Below are 19,679 nucleotides of genomic sequence, written 5' to 3'. Positions count from 1 at the left end.
CCGGTCAACCGGTCAACGGGTCAGCCGAGGTGCGTGACGGCCCTGGGGTGCGCGGCCTTCAGGTTGAAGCGCTCGGCGTACTTCACGCCGCTCATGGTGCCCGCCTGGGCCCGCGCCTGCCGGTACGCCTCGGGCGTGAACGCCCACCCGTAGAACCGCTGGTAGTACGCCATGACGCGCTCGGCCACGTCGATGCTGTCCGTGATGTCCACGAACACCTCCGGGTACGGGCTCGCGTCCGCGTGGTACTGGTAGATGCGGACCGGGTCCCGCCACGCCTGCAGCGGCTCGGCGAGGCCCTCGTTGAGGATCTTGGGGATGCGTGCCAGCGTGACGGCGTCGTACGCGATCTTCGCGCTGACGCGGTGGTCCGGGTGCGGGTGGTCGTCACTCCAGGTGATGACGGCGTTCGGCTGGAATTCCGCGTACAGTCGCGCCAGCTGCAGCGCCTCGTCGCGGCTGCCGGTCATGCGGCTGTCGCCCATGTCGAAGAAACGGTACGACGCGCCGATCTGCTCGGCGACCCACGCGCCGTGTTCGCGGCGCGTGCGGGTCACGTCCTCGTGCGAACGGTCCCCGAACTGACTGGCGAGCTCACCGAGCGTCGTCCAGACCAGCATGACCTTGTCGCCCCTGGCGGCGTGCCGCGCGAGGGTGCCGATGCAACCGATTTCGTCGTCCGGGTGAGCGAAGACTGCCATGACGTTCATGCCCGGACTGTACCAGACGCGGCCCACGCGAACCGGAACGGCCCTCCCAGACCCGCACGCCCGAAATGCACTACAGTACCCGCGCATGACGCGCAGCTCCCGCCCCCGACCCAAGACCGACGCCGCCCGCGACCTCCTGCCCATCCAGGCGTGCATCCAGCCTGCCGTGCCCATCGCGGGCGAGAACGTGGAACTGTTCGCGGACGGTGCGTGCGACACGGCCGCCGGGCACGGCGGGTGGGCCTGCATCCTGAAGTACCGGGGCAGCGAACTGGTCCTGTCCGGCCACGAGGGCGGCACCACCAACAACCGCATGGAACTCACGGGCCTGCTTGAAGGCCTCAGGACCCTGAAGCGCCCGTGTCAGGTGCGCGTCGTGACGGACAGCCAGTACCTCCGCAAGGCCTTCACGGACCGCTGGATCCTGAACTGGCAGCGGAACGGGTGGCGGACCGCCAGCAAGGACCCCGTCAAGAACCAGGACCTGTGGGAGGAACTGATCGAGCAGGCGCACCGGCACGCCCTGACCTTCGTGTGGGTCAAGGGTCACGCGGGCCACGACGAGAACGAACGCGTCGACAGGCTCGCGGTCGAGGAACGCCTCAAGCTCCGCAGACGCTGACCAGCACAGGTACGAACCATCACGGTCGCTGACCTTCCCCGCAGGCAACCCCACCCCGTTCAGGTGGAGCCGTCCTCCGGCAAGGTCAGGGCGCAGCGGTACCGTGCCCCCCACCTGGACGGCGTGGGCGTCACCTCGAAGCCGCAGCGGCGGTAGAACCCGGCGGCGCCGTCGTCCGTCTCGGCAGTCAGGACCGTCAGGTGCAGTTCGCGCATCACGGCGAGCAGCAGGGAGCGCGCCGTGCCCTGCCCGCGCGCGTCCGGGCGCGTGCCCAGGTGAAGCAGTTCGGCACGCGTGCCCGAGACGCTCAGCCCGGCCGCGCTGACGGCTGTGCCGTCCACCATCCAGGCCCACACCTGCCGGTCCGGGTGCAGCGCGTACCCCTGCAGGCCCGCCCGCACGCGGTCCGGGTCGGGGTACATCGCCAGGGCCAGGAGGTCGGGCACGCCGGGCGTGTCGGCCGTGACGCGCTGCGGGGCCGCGTGCGCCGTCACGGGGTGGCCCTCACCGGCCGGTGCCTGCGCTGCCGGTATTCGCCTGCGCCTGCTGGGCCTGTTTGGCGTAGGTGGCGTGCATCTGGCCGAGTTCGCCGGTGCAGGGCGTCTGGCCGGGCAGCGCGTGGTTGCGCTCGTCGAGCTTCAGGCACCAGCGGGCCGCGAAGACCTTCGCGGCGGCGTTGAGGGCCGGGCCGGAGCCTTCGCCGCCGTTCTGGAAGAACGTCACGACCTCGAAGTTCGGGCTGGAGAGCGGCCCGAACCCCTCGTACCACGCGTTCGTGTACCCGTAGTTCTTGCGGTGGCTGAGGGCCGTCTCGCCGGTCCCGGTCTTGCCGCCCGTCCGGACGGGGAAGTAGTTCGCGCCCAGGATGTGCCGCGCCGTGCCGCTGTTCGCGCCGGCCTGCGCGGTCGTCATGCTCATGCCGTTGTAGATGATGTCGAAGTTCTTCGGGTCGCTCTGGATGGTGGTGGCGGGCCGCAGCGGGACGGGCTTGCCGTTCACGGTGTTCAGGACCGTCAGTTCGCGCAGCTGGCCCTTCATGGCGAACATCGCGAGGGCGCGCGCGATCTGGGCGGGCGTCACGAGGAGCGCGTCCTGCCCGATCGAGAAGCTCAGCGCCTGCCCCGGCTGGTACGGCGTGTCGAAGGTGTCCTCCACCCATTTCGGGGAGGGGATGTTGCCGCTCTTCTCGCCGATGAGTTCCAGGCCGCTGGGGCTGCCGAAGCCCAGTTCGCGCGCGCGTTTGGCGAGCATGTTCGCGTACGTGACGGGGCCGGCGTCGATGGCCGTCTGGTAGTACCAGGTGTTGCAGGAGTTCGCGATGGCGAGCGCGCCGTCCATGGGGCCCATGCTGCCGGTGCGGTGCCAGTTGTACCTCGGGCCGCCGAAGCGGATGTACGGCAGGCACGTGAAGGTCTTGTCGCCCCACTTCTCGATGTACGCGAGGGTGCTGGTCGGCTTGAAGACGCTGCCCGCGTCCCAGGACTGCACGACGCGGTTCTGCATGACGGCGTCCTCGGAACTGCTGAGGAGCGCTGCTGCCTTGGCTTTCTTGTCGGGGCTGGGCGTGCGCGAGAACCAGTTCGGGTCGAAGGTCGGGCTGCTCGCCATGGCGAGGACCTTCCCGGTGCGCGGGTCGAGCGCGATGACGGCGCCCCGGACGATGCTTTCGGGCGGGTTGCCGTACTTCGCGCGGCCCTTGTTGATGTCCGGCAGCGCGCTTTGCAGCGCCTGTTCCGCCGCGCGCTGGATGGTGCTGTCGATGGTGAGCGTGATGTCCTGCCCCTTGCGGCCCGGATCGACGACCTTGTCGCTCTGCGGGCGTCCGGCGGCCGTGACTTCGCTGCGCAGGATGCCGTTCCTGCCCTCCAGCGTCTTCTGGAGGCTCGCTTCCAGGCCGCTCGCGCCGACGAGGTCACCGAGCGTGTACCCCTCGTCCACCTCGCTCTGGTCGGCCTCGCGCGTGTACCCGAGCAGGTGCGCGGCCAGCTTGCCCTGCGGGTAGATGCGCTCCACGCGTTCCCGCAGTTCGAGGTTCGGCTGCACGGCCGTGAACTCGTACAGGGCGGGGAGGTTCTCGGCGCGGATGTTGCGGGCCAGCACCACCTCCTTTTCCTTGTCGGGGTCCGGGGGTCTGGGCTGGTCGCCCACCATTGCGTCCGGCTGCACGCCTGCCAGGTAGCGGATCTTGTCCCAGCTGTTCACGTCGCCGCCGGTGTAGATCAGGTCCACCGCGAGGCGGTTCGTGGCGAGCAGCAGGCCGTCCTGGGTGCGGATCTCGCCGCGCAGCGCCCGGATCACCTGGTCCTTCTGGTAGTTGTTGTCGCTCTGCACGGCGAACTGCGCGTGGCGCGTCACCTGCAGGTCGAAGAGGCGCGCGCCGAACACGCTCAGCGCGACGCTCATCGTCACGGCCAGCCAGCGGATCCGGTTCAAGGCCGGACCACGCGCGCGCGGCAGGAGAAAGTGGGGGAGGGGACGGCGGAGTTCGGCACAGCGTTCGGGAACCTCTGGAGGGAATGAGGGGCGAGGGAGGTGGTGCGGAGGGATTCAGGCTGCGGGGCGGCTCAGGCGGCCATCTCTTCCTCGGCGCTCGGGCGTGCCCCGAGACCCCACGCCATCACGCGGTTCCACACGGGGTACACGAGCAGCGTGAGGCCCAGCTCCCACGGCAGGACGTGCACGAGCGAGTCGACGGTCACCAGCCCCCCGCGCAGCCAGTACGTGAGGATCAGGAAGGCCGCCCACTGCCCCAGGATGGCGCCCACCACGGTGAGGATGCTCTGAAACACGCCCGAATCCGTGATGAAGCGCCGCAGGCCCACCAGCACCAGCACGCCCGCCCCGACGCCCGCCGCGTGCAGGCCCAGCAGACCGTGACCGAGCACGTCCTGCAGCAGCCCCACCCCGTACCCGGCCAGCACGGCGGGCAGCGCCCGCAGCCGCAGCGCGTACGCGACGCCCGTCAGCAGGAACAGGTCGGGCGGCGTCACGCCGACCCGCGTGAGCAGGCTCGTGACGGCCCCCTGCAGGCCGATCAGGAGCACGAAGTAAACGATGGCGCGCAGGACGCGCGCGGCGCGGCTCACAGGCCCCCCAGCACGGTGACGTCCTCGACGACGTTCACGTCCACGGCGGGCTTCACGATCACCTGACGGTTCACGTCGTTCGGACCGAGCGGCAGCACGCGCTCCACCGTCCCCACCTTGATGCCGACCGGGAACACGCCGCCCAGACTGCTCGTCACGATCTCGTCCCCGACCTTCACGTCCACGCCCAGCGAGAACTGCGCCTTCATGCGGTCCGGCGGCGCGCCGAACGCGAGGCCGCGCCCGCCCTTGTTGCGGGCGAGCGTCACGCCCACCCGGCTCTCCGGGTCCACGAGCGCCAGCACGACCGCGTTGCCGGACGTGACCTCCACCACCTGCCCGATCAGGCCGGCCGGGACCGTGACCGGCATCCGAAGGCGCAGGCCCTGCGCGCTGCCCTTGTTGATGGTGAGGCGACTCAGGAGCGGCGAGGGGTCCACCGCCGTCACCTGTGCGATTCCTACCACGCTCGGCGCCTGCGTGGCCGTGATCTGCGTCACCTGCCGCAGCCGCGACACCTCGCGCTGCAGCAGCTCGTTGCGTTGCCGCAGCACGTCGTTCTGCTGGCGCAGCGTGGAGTACCGGGCGCTCAGGTCACGGTCGTCCACCAGCGTCGTGTACGCGTGCGTCACGTTCTGCGCGCCCACCAGGAAGGCCCGCGTGACCGGCTGCACGCCGCTCGTCAGGGCCAGCGGCGCCACCACCTGAAAGCGCGTGGCGACCATGCTGAGCGCCATGAGCGGCAGGTACATCAGTGCCGCGCGGCGCCACACCAGGCCCGCGCTCTGCTTCTGGAAGCGTTTGGGTCCCTGCAGGCTCACGCGTGCCCCCGGCGCGCGGTCCGCACCAGGCTGCGGTGCGTGGCGTACATCAGGCTACGGTGCGCGGCGTGCATCAGGCGCGGCCCCACACGGGCACGCCCACCGACCTCAGCAGGGCCGCCACCAGCGTGAGCGGGAAGCCGACCACGTTGCTGTACTCGCCCTCGATGCGTTCCACGAGCGCTGTCCCCAGGCCCTGGATGCCGTACCCGCCCGCCTTGTCGAGCCCCTCGCCGCTCGCCGCGTAGTACGCGACCTCCGACTCCGTCAGGGCCCGGAACGTGACGTGCGTGGCCGTCACGCCGCTCGACAGTTCGCCCGCGTGGAGCAGGGCCACGCCGCTGAACACCGTGTGCGTCCGCCCGGACAGCGTCCGCAGGAACGCCGCGTTCTGCGCCGCGTCCACCGGCTTGCCGAGCAGCGCGCCGTCCAGCGCGACGAGCGTGTCGGCGGCCAGCACGAGCGGCGCGTCCCCGCCCGGCAGGGCCGCCGTGGCCCGCGCCTTCTGCTCCGCGAGGTCCCGCGCGACCAGCGCCGGGTCAGAGTGCGCGCTGCGCTCCTCGATGTCCGACACCAGCACCCGGAACGGCACGCCCAGGTGCGTCAGCAGCTCACGGCGGCGAGGACTGCCCGACGCCAGGATCAGGGACGCGGGCTGCACGGAAGGGGCGCCCGCAGGCGCCTGAACAAGAGGCTCCGTCACCGCTCAGTAGCCGGAGCCGTTCGCGCTGCCCGACACCAGACCCACCCCGCCCGACGTGCCGAGCCGCGTCGCGCCCGCCGCGATCATCGCCTCCGCGTCCGCCGGGGAACGCACGCCGCCCGCCGCCTTGATCTCGGCGCGGCCCGCGATCACGCGGCGCATCAGGGCCACGTCGTCCAGCGTCGCGCCACCCGTCCCGAAGCCGGTGCTCGTCTTCACGAAGTCCGCGCCGCCCAGCACCGCCGCCTCCGTCGCCCGCGCCTTCTGGTCGTCCGACAGGTAGCACGTCTCGATGATCACCTTCAGGACCGTGCCCGGAATGGCCGCACGCACGGCCGCCACGTCCGCCTGCACGTACGCCCAGTCCCCGGCGAGCGCCGACCCGATCGCGATCACCATGTCCACCTCGTCCGCGCCCGCCTCGACGCTCAGGCGGGCCTCCACGGCCTTCTGCTCGCTCGTCACGGCGCCCAGCGGGAAGCCGCACACCGTGGCGACCAGCACGCCACTTCCCTCCAGCTCGGAGCGGCACAGCGCCACGTGCTGCGGGTTCACGCACACCGCCTTGAACTGGTGCTGGCGGGCTTCGGTGCAGAGCTTCACGATGTCCGCGGGTGTCGCGGTGGCTTTCAGGAGCGTGTGGTCAATGTACGGCGCGAGATTCACGCCCCCCAGCATACTGCCCCGGCCATGAGGACGGGTGACCCGGACCACGCTGCCCCCGCCCCGCCTGCCGCCCCGGCCCGCTGCACTATCCTGACCGCATGACCCAAGATGCCAGCCAGGAGGCCCCGCGCCTCGCTCCCGGTGACGCCTTCCCCGACTTCGCCCTGCAGGACGGAGACGGCCACACGCACACCCTTGCGGACAGTGCCGGGAAGTACCTCGTGCTGTACGTGTACCCCAAGGACGACACGCCCGGCTGCACCACCGAAGCCTGCGACTTCCGCGACAACCTCGCCCTGCGCCAGCACGGGGCCGTCATCCTCGGCCTGAGCCGCGACGACGCGGACAGCCACCGCAGGTTCGCCGAGAAGCACAGCCTGCCGTTCCCGCTGCTGTCCGACCCGGACGCGACCTTCATGCGCGCCATCGGCTCGTACGGCACGAAGGTCCTGTACGGCAAGACGAGCGAAGGCGTCAAACGCAGCACCTTCCTGATCGGCCCGGACGGACGCGTCGTGAAGGCCTGGTACGCCGTGAAGGTCGACGGGCACGCGGACGCCGTCGTGAAGGCCATCGACGCGCACCGGACCGCCCATGCCTGACCTCGAAGCCCTGAAACGTCAGGCGGCCGTCCGTGCCGCCGCGCTCGTTACGGACGGCATGCGCGTCGGCCTGGGCACCGGCAGCACCGCCAAGTACGCCATCGAGGAACTCGGGCGGCGACTCGCGGACGGCGAACTGAAGGGCATCGTGGGCGTCGCCACGTCCGAAGCGTCCGACGCGCTCGCCCGGCAGGTCGGCATTCAGGTCGAGCCGCTCGACCCGCGCCCGCTGGACCTCGCCATCGACGGCGCGGACGAGATCGACCCGGGCCTCAACCTCATCAAGGGCCTCGGCGGCGCCCTGCTGCGCGAGAAGCTCACCGAGGTGCAGGCCCGGCAGCTCGTGATCATCGCCGACCACACCAAACTCGTCACGCAGCTCGGCGAGAAGGCCCCGCTGCCCGTCGAGATCGCCCGCTTCGGCTTCCTGAGCACCATCGAACGCCTCCGCGCCCTGGGCCTCGGCGGCCGCCTCCGGCAGCCCGGCGCGCAACCCTACCTGACCGACAACGGCAACTACATCTTCGACGCCGCCATTCCCGCCGGGACCCAGCCCGCCACGCTCGAACGCACCCTCAAGGGCACGCTCGGCGTGATCGACACGGGCTTCTTCCTGGGCATGGCCACGCGCGCCTTCGTGGCCGCCCCGGACGGCGTGCAGGAGCTCAGCCCGCAGACCTGAAGCGCCCAGCGGTTCCTGCGCCGTCCAGTCGGGCGGGTCGGCGAGCGCACCGCCGACCCGCCCGATCTGTTCTGCTCAGCGCACGACGGCGTGCAGCAGCATGTCGCGCAGCGCGCCGGATCCGTCGCTGGCTCGCTCGTCATGCCGCAGCAGGCCCTCCACGCCGAACCCGGCACGCCGCGCGACCGCCGCGCTCGCCACGTTCAGGGCGTCGCAGCGCAGCTCGACGCGCCGCAGACCCAGCACCGATACCCCCACCTCCGCGAGCGTCCGCGCGACCTGCGTCGCGTACCCATGGCCGGTGTGGGCCGAATGCACCCAGTACCCGACCTCGCCCTTGGGCACCTCCCAGTCCAGCGCGTGAAAGCCGCTGCTGCCCAGCAGGGTGCGGCCCCGGGCGTCCCAGATCAGGGACCGCAGTTCGCTGCGATCCGCGAACCGTGCGGCGGCCCGCGTCAGGTTGAGGGTCGCGGCCGCATCGTCGAGCGGTTCGTGCGCCCAGCGCATCCAGCGGCGCAGTTCGGGCCGCGAGGCGTTCACGGCGGCACTCAGGGCCGGGCCGTCCTGCGGTGCGGGCGCGCGCAGCAGCAGGCGTCCGGTCCGGATCTCGGTGGGCACGGTGTCGGGCAGCATACCGGAGTCTAGGGCGATTCCCCGGCCCGCGCCGCCGCACCTGTCACGCGCCCTGCCGCTGGCCGTGCCCGCTGCGCTAGGCGAGCGGCAGGGCGCGTCCGGGCGGCCCGCTATCATGCCTGCCATGCGCGTCGTACTGAAGCTGGGCACGTCCGTACTCACCGGCGGTTCTGACCGCCTGCACCGCCCCAGGATGGTGGACCTCATCCGGCAGATCGCGGCGCTGCGCGCGCAGGGTCACGAGGTGGTCCTCGTGACGTCCGGCGCGGTCCTCGCCGGTTGGGAAGCGCTGGACTTCCCGCCGCGCGAACGCACGCTCGCCGAGAAGCAACTCCTGGCCGCCGTCGGCCAGAGCGCCCTGATGCACACGTACAGCCTGCTCGCCGAACTGTACGGCGTGAAGGTCGCGCAGATCCTGCTGACCGCCGACGACTTCCGCGACCGCACCCGCTACCTGAACGCCCGCACCACCCTCAGCGCCTGCCTCAGCCGGGGCGTCCTGCCGGTCATCAACGAGAACGACGCGGTCGCCGTCGAGCAGATCAAGGTGGGCGACAACGACACCCTGTCCGCCTTCGTGGCGAACCTCGTGGAGGCCGACCTGCTCGTGATCCTCACGGACGCGCCCGGCCTGTACACCGCCGACCCGCGCACGCACCCGGACGCGACCCTCATCCCGGAGGTGACGCGCATCACGCCGGACATCTGGGCCCTCGCGGGCGGGGCGGGCAGTCACCGCGGCACGGGCGGCATGCACACCAAGATCCAGGCGGCCGAGATCGCCACGCGCGCCGGGACGCCCGTCGTGATCGCGCCCGGCGACGCGCGCGAGGCGTTCGTGCGCGCCGTGGACGGCGAGGCCATCGGCACGCGCTTCCTGGCGAACGGTTCGCGGCTCGAGGCGCGCAAACGCTGGATCCTGGCCGAGATCGCGCCGGGCCGCGTGCTGCTGGACGCCGGGGCGGCCCGGGCGCTGCGCGAGCGTGGCGGGAGCCTCCTCGCGGTCGGCGTGCGCGGCGTGGAGGGCGACTTCGAGCGCGGGCAGACGGTGCGGCTCCTCACGCCGGACGGCACGGAACTCGGGCGGGGCCTCACCCGCTACCGCAGCCAGGACCTGTCGCGCCTCGCCGGGAAGCGCAGCAGCGACACGCAGGCCGTCCTCGGCTACGACTACGGCCCGGAAGTCGTGCACCGCGACGACCTGATCCTGCTGTGACCCGCCCCGCACGGGAGGGTCGCATAGGCGTTCCGGCGGAAGGAGGCCGGGAGCGCCGTATGCTGAAGGCATGACCGCCACCCTTCCCTCCACCCTGACCGTGCGTCAGATGGCCGAAACCGCCAGGAGGGCCGGACGCCGCCTGGGCGTGCTGCCCACCGAACAGAAGAACGCCGCGCTGCGCGATGTCGCCGCCAGCCTCCGCGCCCACGCACCCGAAATCCTGGCCGCCAACGCGCTCGACGTGCAGGCCGCGCGGACGGCCGGACTGAACGCCGCGCTCGTGGACCGCCTCACGCTCACCCCGGACCGCCTGGAGGGCGTCGCGTCCGACGTGGAGCACGTCGCGACCCTGCCGGACCCGGTGGGGGAGACGCTGGAGCGCGCCACGCGCCCCAACGGCCTGCACGTCATGAAGCGCCGCGTGCCGCTCGGCGTGCTGGGCGTCATCTACGAGGCCCGCCCGAACGTCACGGTGGACGTCGCCACGCTCGCCGTCAAGAGCGGCAATGCCGTCATCCTGCGTGGCGGACGCGAGACGCTGCACAGCAACGCCGTCCTCGTCGCGCGCATCGGCGAGGCGCTCGCCGCGCACGGCATTCCCGCCGGGGCCGTGCAGGTCATCACGGACCCCGACCGCGCCCGCATGCTGGAACTCCTGCGGCTCGACGACCTCGTGGACGCCATCATCCCGCGCGGCGGGGCGGGCCTGCACCGCTTCTGCGTCGAGAACGCGACCGTGCCCGTCATCGTGGGCGGCGTGGGCGTCGTGCAGCTGTACCTGGACCCGTCCTACGTGCAGGACGGCGCGGGCGTCCGGAGTGCTGTGGCCGTCGTGCACAACTCCAAGGTGCAGCGCCCCAGCGCCTGCAACGCCCTCGACACGCTGCTCGTCACGCCCGACTCGTCCCGCGCGGCGCTGCCGGACATCGTGCGCGACCTGCTCGGCGCGGGCGTGCACGTCGTCGCGGACGACGCCGCCCGCACCGTCCTGCACGCGGCGGGCCTGACCGTCCCGGCCGCTCAGCCCGCCGACTACGGCACCGAGTTCCTCGCCCTGAAACTCAGCGTGCGGACCGTGGACGGCCTGGACGACGCGATGGACTACATCGCCGCGCACGGCGGGCACACGGACGCCATCCTGACGCGCGACGCGCAGCAGGCGGACGCGTTCGTGGCGGGCGTGGACAGCGCCGCCGTGATCGTGAACGCCAGCACCCGCTTCAACGACGGCGGGCAGCTGGGCCTGGGGGCCGAGGTGGCCGTCAGCACGCAGAAACTCCACGCGCGCGGCCCGATGGCCCTCACGGAACTCACCACCACGAAATGGGTGGTGCTGGGCGACGGACAGGTGCGCGCCTGAACGGAACGCCGCCCACCCCGGACCCGCCGCGAGGTGCGGCGGGCTTCGCACAGGCACTCCGGCACGTGCAGGACACGCCCGGCGTGCTCGGCGTGCTCTGGTGCGGCAGTGCCGCGCGCGGCGAGGCGGACCGGCACTCCGACCTGGATTTCCTCGCGCTGGTGAGCGGCGAGACCCGCTGGCGCGAGAGCTTCGCCGTGCTCGGCACGCCCGCCGAAGCGTTCTACAACCCGGCCGCCCAGCTGCGGCACGACGTCCGCGACGGGGACGCCAGCACGCTCTTCATGCTCGCCGAGGGCCGCGTCATGACGCCCCACCCGGTTCTCAGCGAACTGCAGACGGCGGCGCGGGAGCGCCTGCACGCCGGACGCCCCCCGGAACCCCTCACGCCCTTCACGCGGCACGTGCTGGTGGACGCCGTGTGGGAGGCGCGCGCCACGCAGGACACGCCCCTGCACGCCCTGGTGGCCCTCGACACGACACGCAGGCTGGTGCGCGCCCTGTACGCGCAGCGCGGCTGGTGGGACACCAAACCCCGCCAGTGGCTGCCGGACCTGTCAGGACGCGACCCTGCCGCCTCGGACCTCCTGAGCCGCGTCCTGACCGCCACCAGAGACGCGGAACGGCAGGCGGCGCTGGAGGCCCTGGCCGTGCGCGTCACCGCCGACCTGAACTGGGTGGAGAGTGCCACCGACCCCGCACCTGTCCCGCCGCACCCCTGATCCGGTGTGGAGGGGCGTCCCTTCCTGCGGAGCTGGGCCAGTCATGGGCGCTGTGCTGCTCAAGAAGGGACGCTGGTGCTGTTTCCGGCATCCCTGGAATCGGATCGACACCGTATGCCGCGCGGGGCGGCGGACCCGGCATGGTCAGGTCAGGCGTTCACGTGACCGGACGCGGTACCCGGCGGGCGTGTCGCCCGCGCCGCTGAACAGTGCCGTCGTCAGGTAGCGCGCGCCACTGTCGCACGCGATGCTCGCCACGCGCTTTCCCGGCCCCAGTCGCCGCGCGACCTCCACCGCCGCCCACAGGATGCCGCCGCTCGACATGCCCATGAAGATTCCCTCCTCCTGCGCGGCGCGGCGCGCGAGCGGGAACGCGTCCTCCTCCCACACCTGCACCACCTCGTCCAGCAGGCTCCGGTCGAGGTTCTCCGGAATGAAGCCCGGCCCCATCCCCTGGAAGCCGTGCTCGCCACGCTCGCCGCCCGAGAGGACGTTGCTGCGCCTCGGCTCGACCGCCACGATCCGCACGCCCGGGTCCTGACGTTTCAGGTACCGGCCCACGCCCGTGATGGTGCCGCCTGTGCCGCTCCCGTACACGAACGCGTCGATGCGGCCCTCCATCTGCTCCCACAGTTCCGGTCCCGTCGTGCGCTCGTGCACGGCCGGATTCGCGGGGTTCGCGAACTGGTTCGGCATCCAGCCGCCCTGTTCCAGCGCGATCTTCTCGGCTTCCTCGATGGCGGCCAGCATGCGGCGCTCCGGGTCCGTCAGGACGAGTTCCGCGCCGTACGCGGCGAGCGTGCGCTTGCGTTCCTCGCTCATCTGGGCGGGCATCGTCAGGATCAGCCGGTACCCGCGTGACGCGGCGACCTGCGCGAGCCCGATGCCGGTGTTGCCGCTGGTGGGTTCCACGATCAGCCCGCCGGGTTTCAGCAGGCCGCGCGCCTCGGCGTCCTCGACCATGCCGAGCGCGGTGCGGTCCTTGATGCTGCCTCCGGGGTTCTGCCCCTCCAGTTTCAGGAACACGTCCGCGCTGCCGTCCGGCACGATGCGCTTCAGTTGCACCAGGGGGGTGTGGCCGATCACTGCGTCAATCATGCGATCACTCTAGAGCGCCCCGCCCCGCCGGACCGTGCGCCCCTATGCACAGGCCAGCGCACCGGAACCTCCGACCTGCCCGCAGGCCCCATCAGCCCTGCCCTGACCGGACCGCGCGTCAGGCGGGAGAGCGGAACCAGTCCTTCAGGGCCGGGTACGCCGCCGTGAACCGCGCCCGCGTCCCGGCCGGAATACCGTCCTCGCGGGCCGTCACGGGCGCGCTCCCGGTCAGGGGTGGCCGGTCCGGGTGGTGGCCGAGCGCCTGCCACGCGAGCAGGCCCGCCCCGACCAGCGACGCGCCCGGCACCGCGACGGGCCGCAGGTCGCGCCTCAGGGCGTCCGCGAGGAGCTGCCGCCACCACGGGTCGCTCGTGCCGCCGCCCGCCAGCCACAGCGGGCCGGGCCGGAGTGGGAGCACCGCGGCGGCCGCCGAGATGGACAGCGCCACGCCCTCGAAGGCGGCGCGGGCGAGGTGGCGCGCGTCGTGCTCCAGGCCCGCCCCGATCCACCCGGCGCGGGCGTGCGCGTCCAGGTGCGGGGTGCGGTCGCCCGTCACGAACGGCAGGAACACCGGTCCCTGCAGCGGTCCCGCCGCCTGCGCCGCCGCGTAGAAGTCCGGCCACGACAGGTTCAGGGCGCGCCGCGCCCACTCCAGCGCCGTGCCCGCGTTCTGCACGGCGGCCAGCGCGTACCAGCCGCGCCCCGCGTCCCGGAACACGTGCCCGCCCGTGACCGGGCCGGGCAGCGTGCCGCTCGGCTGCACGATCTGCGCGCCCGTCCCGACCGTCAGCTGCGCCTCCCCGTCCGGCAGGCCTCCCGCCAGCAGGCTCGCGGCCGTGTCGCCCGCCCCGGTCGCGACGGGCAGCCCCGCCGGGACGCCGAGCGCCGTGGCCGCGCGGGCCTGCAGGTGGCCTGCCTGCGCGCCGGACGCCCGCAGTGGCGGCAGCAGGCGCGCGTCCAGCCCCCAATCGGTCAGCAGGGCGTGGTCCCAGGCGTCCCGCGTCAGGTCGTACAGCAGCGTTCCGGACGCGTCCGAAGGGTCGCTGAACGCCTCGCCCGTCAGGTGCAGGCGCAGCCAGTCCTTCGGCTGGAGCGCCCAGCGCGCCCGTGCCAGCACCTCCGGCTCGTGCCGCGCGAGCCACAGGAGCGTCGGCCCGGCCATGCCCGTCACGGCCGGATTCCGCAGCGCCTCCTGCCGCGCCTCCGGCAGGGCCCGGTAGCGGGCGAGTTCGGCGGTGCTGCGCCCGTCGGACCACAGCACCGCCCCGCGCAGGGCCTCCCCGTTCGCGCCGCTCAGCACCACGCCGTGCATCTGCCCGCTCAGGCCCACCGCCCGCACCGCCACGTCCGGCCGCGCGGCCCTCACCTCGCGGGTTGCGTCCACGGTCGCCGCCCACCACTCGCCCGGCAGGCTCTCCGCCCAGCCGGGCCGGTCGGCGCGCACCGGGTACGGCCTGCTCGCGCTCGCCAGCACCTCGCCGCCCGGGCCGATCAGGCCCACCTTGACGCTGCCCGTCCCCAGGTCCAGCGCCAGCACGCCCCCGGCGGCAGGGGAGGGGCGGTCGGGGTGCGGGCCGGACGGGGTCGGCGTCATGACCAGAGTGAAGCACACCGGGCGGGGGCAGCGCGGGCGGCGCTCTATACTCGGCGGGTGCGCCTCGCCGTCATCGCCGACATTCACGGCAACCTCGACGCCCTGGACGCCGTGCTGAGCGACCTGCAGGGCCAGAACCCGGACCGGGTGATCGTGAACGGCGACGTCGTCAACCGCGGCCCGGACAGCGTCGCCTGCCTGGAACGCGTCCTCGCGCTGCCCGGCGCGACCTTCACGCTCGGCAACCACGACGACCTGATGCTGCTGTGGCAGGAGCGCAGCCCCGACCTGCCCGCCGACTGGTTCACCGACCCCTTCTGGGGCGCGACCGACTGGAGTGCGCGGCAGCTGCACCGCGCGGGCCTGCTGGACGTCATTCGCGGGTGGCCCATGACCCTGCGGCCCCACACGCCGGACCTGCCGGACGTGGTGGTCGCGCACGGCTCGCCGCACCACTACCGCGAGGCGGTCGGGGCGTTCACCACGCCGGAACGCGCGGCGGAACTGTTCTCCGCGTCCGGCGCGCAGGTGCTCGTGGCGTCCCACATTCACCGGCCGCTGCTGCGCGACGACGGCGGGCGCTGGCTCATCAATACGGGCGCGGTCGGCGCGCCCTTCGACGGCGACCCGCGCGCCCGCTACCTGCTGCTCGACGGGCAGGGCGGCCAGTGGACGCCCACCATTCGCGCCGTCCCGTACGACCGGAGCGGCGTCACCCGGCGCTTCCGCACCTCCGGGCTGCTGGAGCACGGCGGCCTGAGCGCCCGCATCTTCCTCGACGAGCTGCACAGTGCGCGCAGCATCTACACGCCGTTCTGGGACTTCACGGCGGAGCATCGCCGCCCCAGGGACGCAGGCGCGTACCGCGACTTCACGGCACTGCACCCGGACCTGTTCCTGCCCGCCTGATACGGTCTTGAGCTGAACGATTGGAGTTCAGCCGAACATAAGGGTGCCAACAAGGACGGTCTGGAGGAGCTGGAAGCGGGCAGGCGTCCTGCAGGGCGTCCGTTCTGCCCAAGAAGCGGGCAGGCGTCCTGCAGGGCGCTGTTCTGCCCCGGAATCGGATCGACATCGTATGACGGGAACGGTTCAGGAGAGCGTGAACCCGGCCTGCACCGCCGCGCCCGTACCCGTGGCTATACTCGCCGCGTGACTCCGCTCCCGCCCCGTCCGGACGACACCTCGCCTGCCGGGGAGCTGCTCGCGCGCCTGCCCGTGCGCCGCTACGCGTACGGTGCGTGGAGCGACCCCGAGCCGGACGACGTGGCGGTCGAGGAACCGCTGGAACTGCGCCTGCCGGACGCCGGTACGGACGCGGACGAGGGTGCGGGCGGTCCCGGCACGCCGCTGAACGTCACGATGCGTACCCCCGGTCACGACCTGCCGCTCGTGCACGGCTGGCTGCACGCCGAGGGCCTGCGCGGCGCCGTGACGCGCGTCTGGCCGGACCCGGACGCGCCGAACGTCATGTGGGTCAGCGGTGACCGGGACGTGCTCCTCGCCGCGCGGCGCGGCACGACCACCACCAGCGCCTGCGGCATCTGCGGCAGCGGCAGCGTCGAGCGCCTCATGCTGCGCGCCGCCCCGCCCCGCTGGACGGTCCCGCCGCTCGCGCCGGACCTGATCGCGGCCCTGCCGGAACGCCTGCGGGCCGCGCAACCCGCCTTCCAGGCGAGCGGCGGGCTGCACGCGGCGGGCCTCTTCACGCCGGACGGCATCCTGCTGGACGCCTTCGAGGACGTCGGACGGCACAACGCCGTCGACAAACTCGTGGGGGCCGCCAGCCTGCGCGGCGACCTGCCGCTCACGGACCGCGTGCTCGTCACCAGCAGCCGCGCGGGCTTCGAGATCGTGCAGAAGGCCCTCCTGGCAGGCGTCGCGGTCGTCGTGACGGTCGGCGCGCCCAGCAGCCTCGCGGTGGACACGGCCGTCAGTCTCGGGCTCACCCTCGTCGGCTTCGTGCGCCAGGGCCGCCTGAACGTGTACGCGGGCAGCGAACGCCTGCACACCTGAGCGTGCCCCGCGCCGTGTGACGCTGTGGGCAGGGTGCGTGCGGGCGGTACACTGGGGCATGACCACACCATCAGAGCCCTCCCAGGGGACGCGGGTCCTCGTCGCGTTCGGAGAGACGCAACCCGAAATGCTCGCCGAACTCCACAAGGCCTTCGGCCGCTTCGAGGAAGGCGTCCGGGGCAGCCAGGACCACTGGCTGCAGGCGCCCTCCGAGGGCCGCTGGAGTCCCGCGCAGGTCGCGGAACACGTCCTGCTCGTCAACGAGAACGTCGGCAGGCTCGTGGCCCTGCTGCTGTCCGACAAGGCCCTGCGCCCCATGGAGCGCACGCCCGGCCACACGCAGGACGGCAGACGCCTGGCCCCCGCGAACCTCGAACCGTCCGCCGGACAGCCCTGGGAAGCCCTCTCGGCCCGCTGGGAGGCCAGTCACGCGCAGCTCACCGGGGTCGGTGAACGCCTCGCGGCCGCCGACCTCGGCCGCGTCGCGTACCACCCCTTCCTCGGCGACCTCGACGCGCACGACTGGTTCCGCATGGTCACGTACCATATCCGGCACCACCGCCGCCAGCTGGAGGAAGGCCAGTGACGGGCGCGCCCGAACAGCGCCCCGCAGGCGTGCGCGGCCACGAGCTGGACACGCAGCTCAGCTTCGCGCAGCCGCTGTCGCGCGCCCTCGCTGCCCAGACCCTCAGCGGCTGGGGCCTCCCGGCCGAACTGTACGGGCAGGGTGACGAGGTGCGCGGCGCGCGCCTGACCGGCGACCTGGACCGCGAGCAGCTGCACGCCCTGCTGCGCTCCGGCTTCGAGGACGGCCTGCTGCGCGGCGCGGAGGTCGGACGGCGCGGTTTCCTGCGCTCCACCACCGGCAGCACCGAATGGATGCCGTGGCGGCGCAACGTCATCCTGACGCGCGACCGGATCGCGGACGTGACGCTGGAAGACGGCCTGCGCTACGTGCTGGAGTGACCCGCACCCCGGTCGGCAGGGGCAGGTGACGCCGCGTGCAGGGCGTGATGCCCGCAGCCGGAAACAGCGAGGCGGGCCGAACCCCACTGGTTCGGCCCGCCCGCTTTGCGCCTGTCCTCAGGGGAGGATGAGGGCGCGGGGTTTCTCCTCGCCGGGGCGCAGCACCCACACGTCCAGCCGGGCGCGCGGCACCAGGAAGGGCAGGAGTGAACTGGCGAGCATGTGCAGGGCGCGGCGCGCGTTCTCGAGCAGTGCGAGGCGCTGGTTCCCGCCGAGCCCGCCGTCCACGTTGCGCAGCACCAGCACGGCGCGGTCGCCCTGCGCCGTGGCCCACACGTCGGCATGACCCAGGCGGTCGATGCCCTGTCCGTCCCGATACTCGAATTCGTGCGCCTGCCGAACCAGCTTCATGATTCTGCTCCTTGGTGTGAGTTGCCGGCGCCGGGGGGTGCTGAGGTCCGGGCCGTGCTGGAGTTTCGCTTGCCGTCATCATAGGGCCTTAAGGTGAGCGCGGCACGAGGCAAATGCCCCGCCCCCATGCGGGGTGAACGTGCCGTTCAATGCGCGGTTTCGTGCGGTACGGACGCCGCGCCGCGCGCTACACTCGGAGCTCATGGCTCTCAAGGTTCTCTCATGCCGTGCGTCCCGCCGGGCCGTCACGGGTCTGCTCGGCACGGCCATCGCCGTGACCGGCACGGCGTGGGCCGCCGCGCCCGCGCGCGGCATCACGGCCCTGCTCGCCGCGCAGTACGCCGCGTGGACGCCCGCCAGCGGCGATACCACCCCGCTCGCCACCCTGCGCGCCCAGGGCCTCGACTGGGGGACGGCCACCGCCCGCCTCCGCCCCCTGTACGACGACGCGCACGCCTATGCCGAACTGCGCGGCGTGGCCCGCCTCCCGGACGGCCGCGAGACGGTCGGCGTGCTGCGCGCCGCGCTGTACGTCGGCGGGAGCGGCGGCAACGTCCTGCTGCTCAACGACGAGTGGTGCGTGCAGGACCGCTGCAGCGCCCGCACCCGCTTCGTGCTGCAGCGCCAGGGCCAGCCGGACACGCTGCTGCCCGAACCGAAACTCGTGCCGCTCATCGCGGACGACGACCTCATCGACGGTCCCGTCCCCGACTGCCTCGCGGGCGTCACGCTCGGCGTGCAGTACCTCCCCTCACGCTACGACACCACCCTGACGGCCCTCGCGACCGTCCCGCCGGACGTGCAGGCCACGTGCGACGACGCCGGGATTCAGGTCGCCCTGGTGACGCGGCCCCTGCAGCTCAACTGGAACGCGGCCGCCCGCAAGTTCGTCCGCGTCCGCTGAGGTCCCGCCCGGTCAGCGGTCCCGCACGCCCTGCGTCTGACTGACCCACAGTTCCACCATGCCGCGCAGGGTGAGCGTCTCGTCGTAATGGTCGATCTCGCGGCAGATGCCCTGAATGGTCCGCGCGAAACCGCCCGTCGCAACGGTCACGGCGGGCGCGTCCAGCTCGGCGCGCACGCGGCGCAGCAGGCCGTCCACCATCTCGGCGTACCCGTACACGAGGCCCGACTGCAGCGCGTGCACCGTGTTCTTGCCGATGGCGCTCAGCGGCGCTTCCAGCGCGATGCGCGGCAGTTTCGCCGCGCGTGAGAACAGCGCGTCTGCCGACACCTGCGCGCCCGTCGCGAGCACCCCGCCCAGGAAGCGCCGCCCGCGCCCGATCACGTCGAAGTTCGTGCTCGTCCCGAAATCCACCACCACCGCGTACTCGTACCCGTCCAGGTAGCGGCCCGCGCCGTACAGGTTGCACAGGCGGTCCGCGCCCACCGCGGTCGGCTGGTCCAGCTCCACCCGCACGTCCGGGAGGTTCTCCGCGCTGACCTCCAGCGCCTCCACCGCGAAGTGCTGCCGGAGCGCCAGCAGGTAGTTCTGCCCGAGCGGCGGCGCGACGCTCGACAGGACGGCGCTGCCCGGCGGGGTCGCGCCGCTCAGGTTCAGCAGGCTGTGCAGCTGCAGCGCGAGGTCGTCCGGGAGCAGGTCGCGGTTGCTGCGCAGCCGCCACGTGTGCGTGAGCGTCAGCTCGTCCGACAGCGGGGAGGGTTCGGCGAGGCCCAGCACGGTGCTGGTGTTGCCGATATCCACGGCGAGCAGAGGGAAACGGGTGGAGCGCGCAGGCATGGGCGCAGGATACCGCCCCCGGCGCTA

General features: G+C 72.6%; 23 protein-coding genes. 11 read left to right on the top strand and 12 right to left on the bottom strand.

Translation table 11 applies throughout. The features are described 5' to 3' along the window. Nucleotides 1–20: 20 nt before the first annotated feature. The gene (locus IEY33_RS02370; RefSeq protein ID WP_188960595.1) at nucleotides 21–710 is read right to left on the bottom strand and encodes a PIG-L deacetylase family protein; all 690 of its coding nucleotides are present in this window, start codon (nucleotides 708–710) and stop codon (nucleotides 21–23) included. Nucleotides 711–795: 85 nt separating this feature from the next. Here IEY33_RS02370 and rnhA point away from each other — a divergent pair, with 85 nt between their 5' ends. Further along, nucleotides 796–1,332 (top strand): ribonuclease HI, encoded by a 537-nt coding sequence (gene rnhA, locus IEY33_RS02365; RefSeq protein ID WP_188960594.1) that lies wholly within the window; start codon nucleotides 796–798, stop codon nucleotides 1,330–1,332. Between the two features lie 59 nt (nucleotides 1,333–1,391). Here the strand turns inward: rnhA and IEY33_RS02360 are convergent, their stop codons facing one another. The 6 genes from IEY33_RS02360 to deoC form a co-directional block, all read right to left on the bottom strand. Further along, nucleotides 1,392–1,826: a GNAT family N-acetyltransferase gene (locus tag IEY33_RS02360; RefSeq protein ID WP_188960593.1), complete on the bottom strand. Its 435-nt coding sequence runs from the start codon at nucleotides 1,824–1,826 to the stop codon at nucleotides 1,392–1,394. 10 nt (nucleotides 1,827–1,836) lie between these two features. Next, nucleotides 1,837–3,765, bottom strand: coding sequence for a penicillin-binding transpeptidase domain-containing protein (locus IEY33_RS02355; protein ID WP_229670695.1), 1,929 nt, complete (start codon nucleotides 3,763–3,765; stop codon nucleotides 1,837–1,839). A 131-nt stretch (nucleotides 3,766–3,896) separates the two neighbouring features. Beyond that, nucleotides 3,897–4,418 (bottom strand): rod shape-determining protein MreD, encoded by a 522-nt coding sequence (locus IEY33_RS02350; protein WP_229670694.1) that lies wholly within the window; start codon nucleotides 4,416–4,418, stop codon nucleotides 3,897–3,899. Then, nucleotides 4,415–5,239, bottom strand: a complete 825-nt coding sequence (mreC, locus tag IEY33_RS02345) for a rod shape-determining protein MreC (protein WP_229670693.1) — start codon at nucleotides 5,237–5,239, stop codon at nucleotides 4,415–4,417. Before mreC ends, IEY33_RS02350 begins: the two co-directional genes overlap by 4 nt. A 73-nt stretch (nucleotides 5,240–5,312) precedes the next feature. Then, on the bottom strand, nucleotides 5,313–5,900 hold the full coding sequence (locus IEY33_RS02340; protein WP_229670692.1) for a Maf family protein: 588 nt from the start codon (nucleotides 5,898–5,900) through the stop codon (nucleotides 5,313–5,315). Between the two features lie 45 nt (nucleotides 5,901–5,945). After that, on the bottom strand, nucleotides 5,946–6,608 hold the full coding sequence (deoC, locus tag IEY33_RS02335) for a deoxyribose-phosphate aldolase (protein ID WP_229670691.1): 663 nt from the start codon (nucleotides 6,606–6,608) through the stop codon (nucleotides 5,946–5,948). Between the two features lie 98 nt (nucleotides 6,609–6,706). On the opposite strand from deoC, the gene prxQ reads away from it, so the two are divergent. Both prxQ and rpiA read left to right on the top strand, forming a co-directional pair. After that, complete coding sequence (prxQ, locus tag IEY33_RS02330) at nucleotides 6,707–7,210, top strand: thioredoxin-dependent peroxiredoxin PrxQ (RefSeq protein ID WP_188960591.1); 504 nt, start codon at nucleotides 6,707–6,709, stop codon at nucleotides 7,208–7,210. Further along, nucleotides 7,203–7,892, top strand: a complete 690-nt coding sequence (gene rpiA / locus IEY33_RS02325) for a ribose 5-phosphate isomerase A (RefSeq protein ID WP_188960590.1) — start codon at nucleotides 7,203–7,205, stop codon at nucleotides 7,890–7,892. Before prxQ ends, rpiA begins: the two co-directional genes overlap by 8 nt. Nucleotides 7,893–7,967: 75 nt before the next feature. Here the strand turns inward: rpiA and IEY33_RS02320 are convergent, their stop codons facing one another. After that, nucleotides 7,968–8,525 (bottom strand): GNAT family N-acetyltransferase, encoded by a 558-nt coding sequence (locus IEY33_RS02320; protein WP_188960589.1) that lies wholly within the window; start codon nucleotides 8,523–8,525, stop codon nucleotides 7,968–7,970. Nucleotides 8,526–8,649: 124 nt separating this feature from the next. On the opposite strand from IEY33_RS02320, the gene proB reads away from it, so the two are divergent. The 3 genes from proB (at nucleotide 8,650) to IEY33_RS02305 (ending at nucleotide 11,826) form a co-directional block, all read left to right on the top strand. After that, nucleotides 8,650–9,741, top strand: a complete 1,092-nt coding sequence (proB, locus tag IEY33_RS02315) for a glutamate 5-kinase (RefSeq protein ID WP_188960588.1) — start codon at nucleotides 8,650–8,652, stop codon at nucleotides 9,739–9,741. 70 nt (nucleotides 9,742–9,811) lie between these two features. Then, nucleotides 9,812–11,104 (top strand): glutamate-5-semialdehyde dehydrogenase, encoded by a 1,293-nt coding sequence (locus IEY33_RS02310; RefSeq protein WP_188960587.1) that lies wholly within the window; start codon nucleotides 9,812–9,814, stop codon nucleotides 11,102–11,104. A gap of 65 nt (nucleotides 11,105–11,169) precedes the next feature. Then, complete coding sequence (locus IEY33_RS02305; RefSeq protein ID WP_188960586.1) at nucleotides 11,170–11,826, top strand: nucleotidyltransferase domain-containing protein; 657 nt, start codon at nucleotides 11,170–11,172, stop codon at nucleotides 11,824–11,826. Nucleotides 11,827–11,970: 144 nt separating this feature from the next. Here the strand turns inward: IEY33_RS02305 and cysK are convergent, their stop codons facing one another. Continuing rightward, the gene (gene cysK, locus IEY33_RS02300; RefSeq protein WP_188960585.1) at nucleotides 11,971–12,924 is read right to left on the bottom strand and encodes a cysteine synthase A; all 954 of its coding nucleotides are present in this window, start codon (nucleotides 12,922–12,924) and stop codon (nucleotides 11,971–11,973) included. Between the two features lie 118 nt (nucleotides 12,925–13,042). Further along, nucleotides 13,043–14,518: a xylulokinase gene (locus IEY33_RS02295; RefSeq protein ID WP_188960584.1), complete on the bottom strand. Its 1,476-nt coding sequence runs from the start codon at nucleotides 14,516–14,518 to the stop codon at nucleotides 13,043–13,045. Nucleotides 14,519–14,575: 57 nt separating this feature from the next. Here IEY33_RS02295 and IEY33_RS02290 point away from each other — a divergent pair, with 57 nt between their 5' ends. The 4 genes from IEY33_RS02290 to IEY33_RS02275 all read left to right on the top strand — a co-directional run bounded on the left by IEY33_RS02290 (nucleotide 14,576) and on the right by IEY33_RS02275 (nucleotide 17,500). Further along, nucleotides 14,576–15,427 (top strand): metallophosphoesterase family protein, encoded by an 852-nt coding sequence (locus IEY33_RS02290; protein ID WP_188960583.1) that lies wholly within the window; start codon nucleotides 14,576–14,578, stop codon nucleotides 15,425–15,427. A gap of 243 nt (nucleotides 15,428–15,670) precedes the next feature. Continuing rightward, nucleotides 15,671–16,534: a formate dehydrogenase accessory sulfurtransferase FdhD gene (locus tag IEY33_RS02285; RefSeq protein ID WP_229670690.1), complete on the top strand. Its 864-nt coding sequence runs from the start codon at nucleotides 15,671–15,673 to the stop codon at nucleotides 16,532–16,534. Nucleotides 16,535–16,592: 58 nt separating this feature from the next. After that, nucleotides 16,593–17,120: a DinB family protein gene (locus tag IEY33_RS02280; RefSeq protein ID WP_188960582.1), complete on the top strand. Its 528-nt coding sequence runs from the start codon at nucleotides 16,593–16,595 to the stop codon at nucleotides 17,118–17,120. Continuing rightward, entirely contained in the window at nucleotides 17,117–17,500 is a 384-nt protein-coding gene (locus IEY33_RS02275) for a hypothetical protein (RefSeq protein WP_188960581.1), read from the top strand. The genes IEY33_RS02280 and IEY33_RS02275 overlap by 4 nt, the downstream gene beginning before the upstream one ends. Nucleotides 17,501–17,617: 117 nt before the next feature. Here the strand turns inward: IEY33_RS02275 and IEY33_RS02270 are convergent, their stop codons facing one another. Continuing rightward, nucleotides 17,618–17,911: a hypothetical protein gene (locus tag IEY33_RS02270; RefSeq protein ID WP_188960580.1), complete on the bottom strand. Its 294-nt coding sequence runs from the start codon at nucleotides 17,909–17,911 to the stop codon at nucleotides 17,618–17,620. A gap of 202 nt (nucleotides 17,912–18,113) precedes the next feature. On the opposite strand from IEY33_RS02270, the gene IEY33_RS02265 reads away from it, so the two are divergent. Then, entirely contained in the window at nucleotides 18,114–18,815 is a 702-nt protein-coding gene (locus IEY33_RS02265; RefSeq protein ID WP_188960579.1) for a hypothetical protein, read from the top strand. Between the two features lie 12 nt (nucleotides 18,816–18,827). On the opposite strand, the gene IEY33_RS02260 is transcribed toward IEY33_RS02265, so the two are convergent. Then, nucleotides 18,828–19,652 (bottom strand): type III pantothenate kinase, encoded by an 825-nt coding sequence (locus IEY33_RS02260; protein ID WP_188960578.1) that lies wholly within the window; start codon nucleotides 19,650–19,652, stop codon nucleotides 18,828–18,830. Between the last annotated feature and the right edge of the window lie 27 nt (nucleotides 19,653–19,679).

This window comes from Deinococcus aquiradiocola (assembly GCF_014646915.1).
Taxonomy (GTDB): Bacteria; Deinococcota; Deinococci; order Deinococcales; family Deinococcaceae; genus Deinococcus; species Deinococcus aquiradiocola.
This window is presented reverse-complemented; position numbering and strand designations above follow the sequence as displayed.

Coding starts and splice junctions, on each gene's coding strand:
- rpiA (WP_188960590.1), top strand. CDS start 7,203: ATGCCTGACCTCGAAGCCCTGAAACGTCAGGCGGCCGTCCGTGCCGCC.
- IEY33_RS02265 (WP_188960579.1), top strand. CDS start 18,114: ATGGCTCTCAAGGTTCTCTCATGCCGTGCGTCCCGCCGGGCCGTCACG.
- IEY33_RS02280 (WP_188960582.1), top strand. CDS start 16,593: ATGACCACACCATCAGAGCCCTCCCAGGGGACGCGGGTCCTCGTCGCG.
- IEY33_RS02310 (WP_188960587.1), top strand. CDS start 9,812: ATGACCGCCACCCTTCCCTCCACCCTGACCGTGCGTCAGATGGCCGAA.
- cysK (WP_188960585.1), bottom strand. CDS start 12,924: ATGATTGACGCAGTGATCGGCCACACCCCCCTGGTGCAACTGAAGCGC.
- proB (WP_188960588.1), top strand. CDS start 8,650: ATGCGCGTCGTACTGAAGCTGGGCACGTCCGTACTCACCGGCGGTTCT.
- prxQ (WP_188960591.1), top strand. CDS start 6,707: ATGACCCAAGATGCCAGCCAGGAGGCCCCGCGCCTCGCTCCCGGTGAC.
- IEY33_RS02320 (WP_188960589.1), bottom strand. CDS start 8,525: ATGCTGCCCGACACCGTGCCCACCGAGATCCGGACCGGACGCCTGCTG.
- IEY33_RS02270 (WP_188960580.1), bottom strand. CDS start 17,911: ATGAAGCTGGTTCGGCAGGCGCACGAATTCGAGTATCGGGACGGACAG.
- IEY33_RS02260 (WP_188960578.1), bottom strand. CDS start 19,652: ATGCCTGCGCGCTCCACCCGTTTCCCTCTGCTCGCCGTGGATATCGGC.
- IEY33_RS02370 (WP_188960595.1), bottom strand. CDS start 710: ATGAACGTCATGGCAGTCTTCGCTCACCCGGACGACGAAATCGGTTGC.
- IEY33_RS02295 (WP_188960584.1), bottom strand. CDS start 14,518: ATGACGCCGACCCCGTCCGGCCCGCACCCCGACCGCCCCTCCCCTGCC.
- rnhA (WP_188960594.1), top strand. CDS start 796: ATGACGCGCAGCTCCCGCCCCCGACCCAAGACCGACGCCGCCCGCGAC.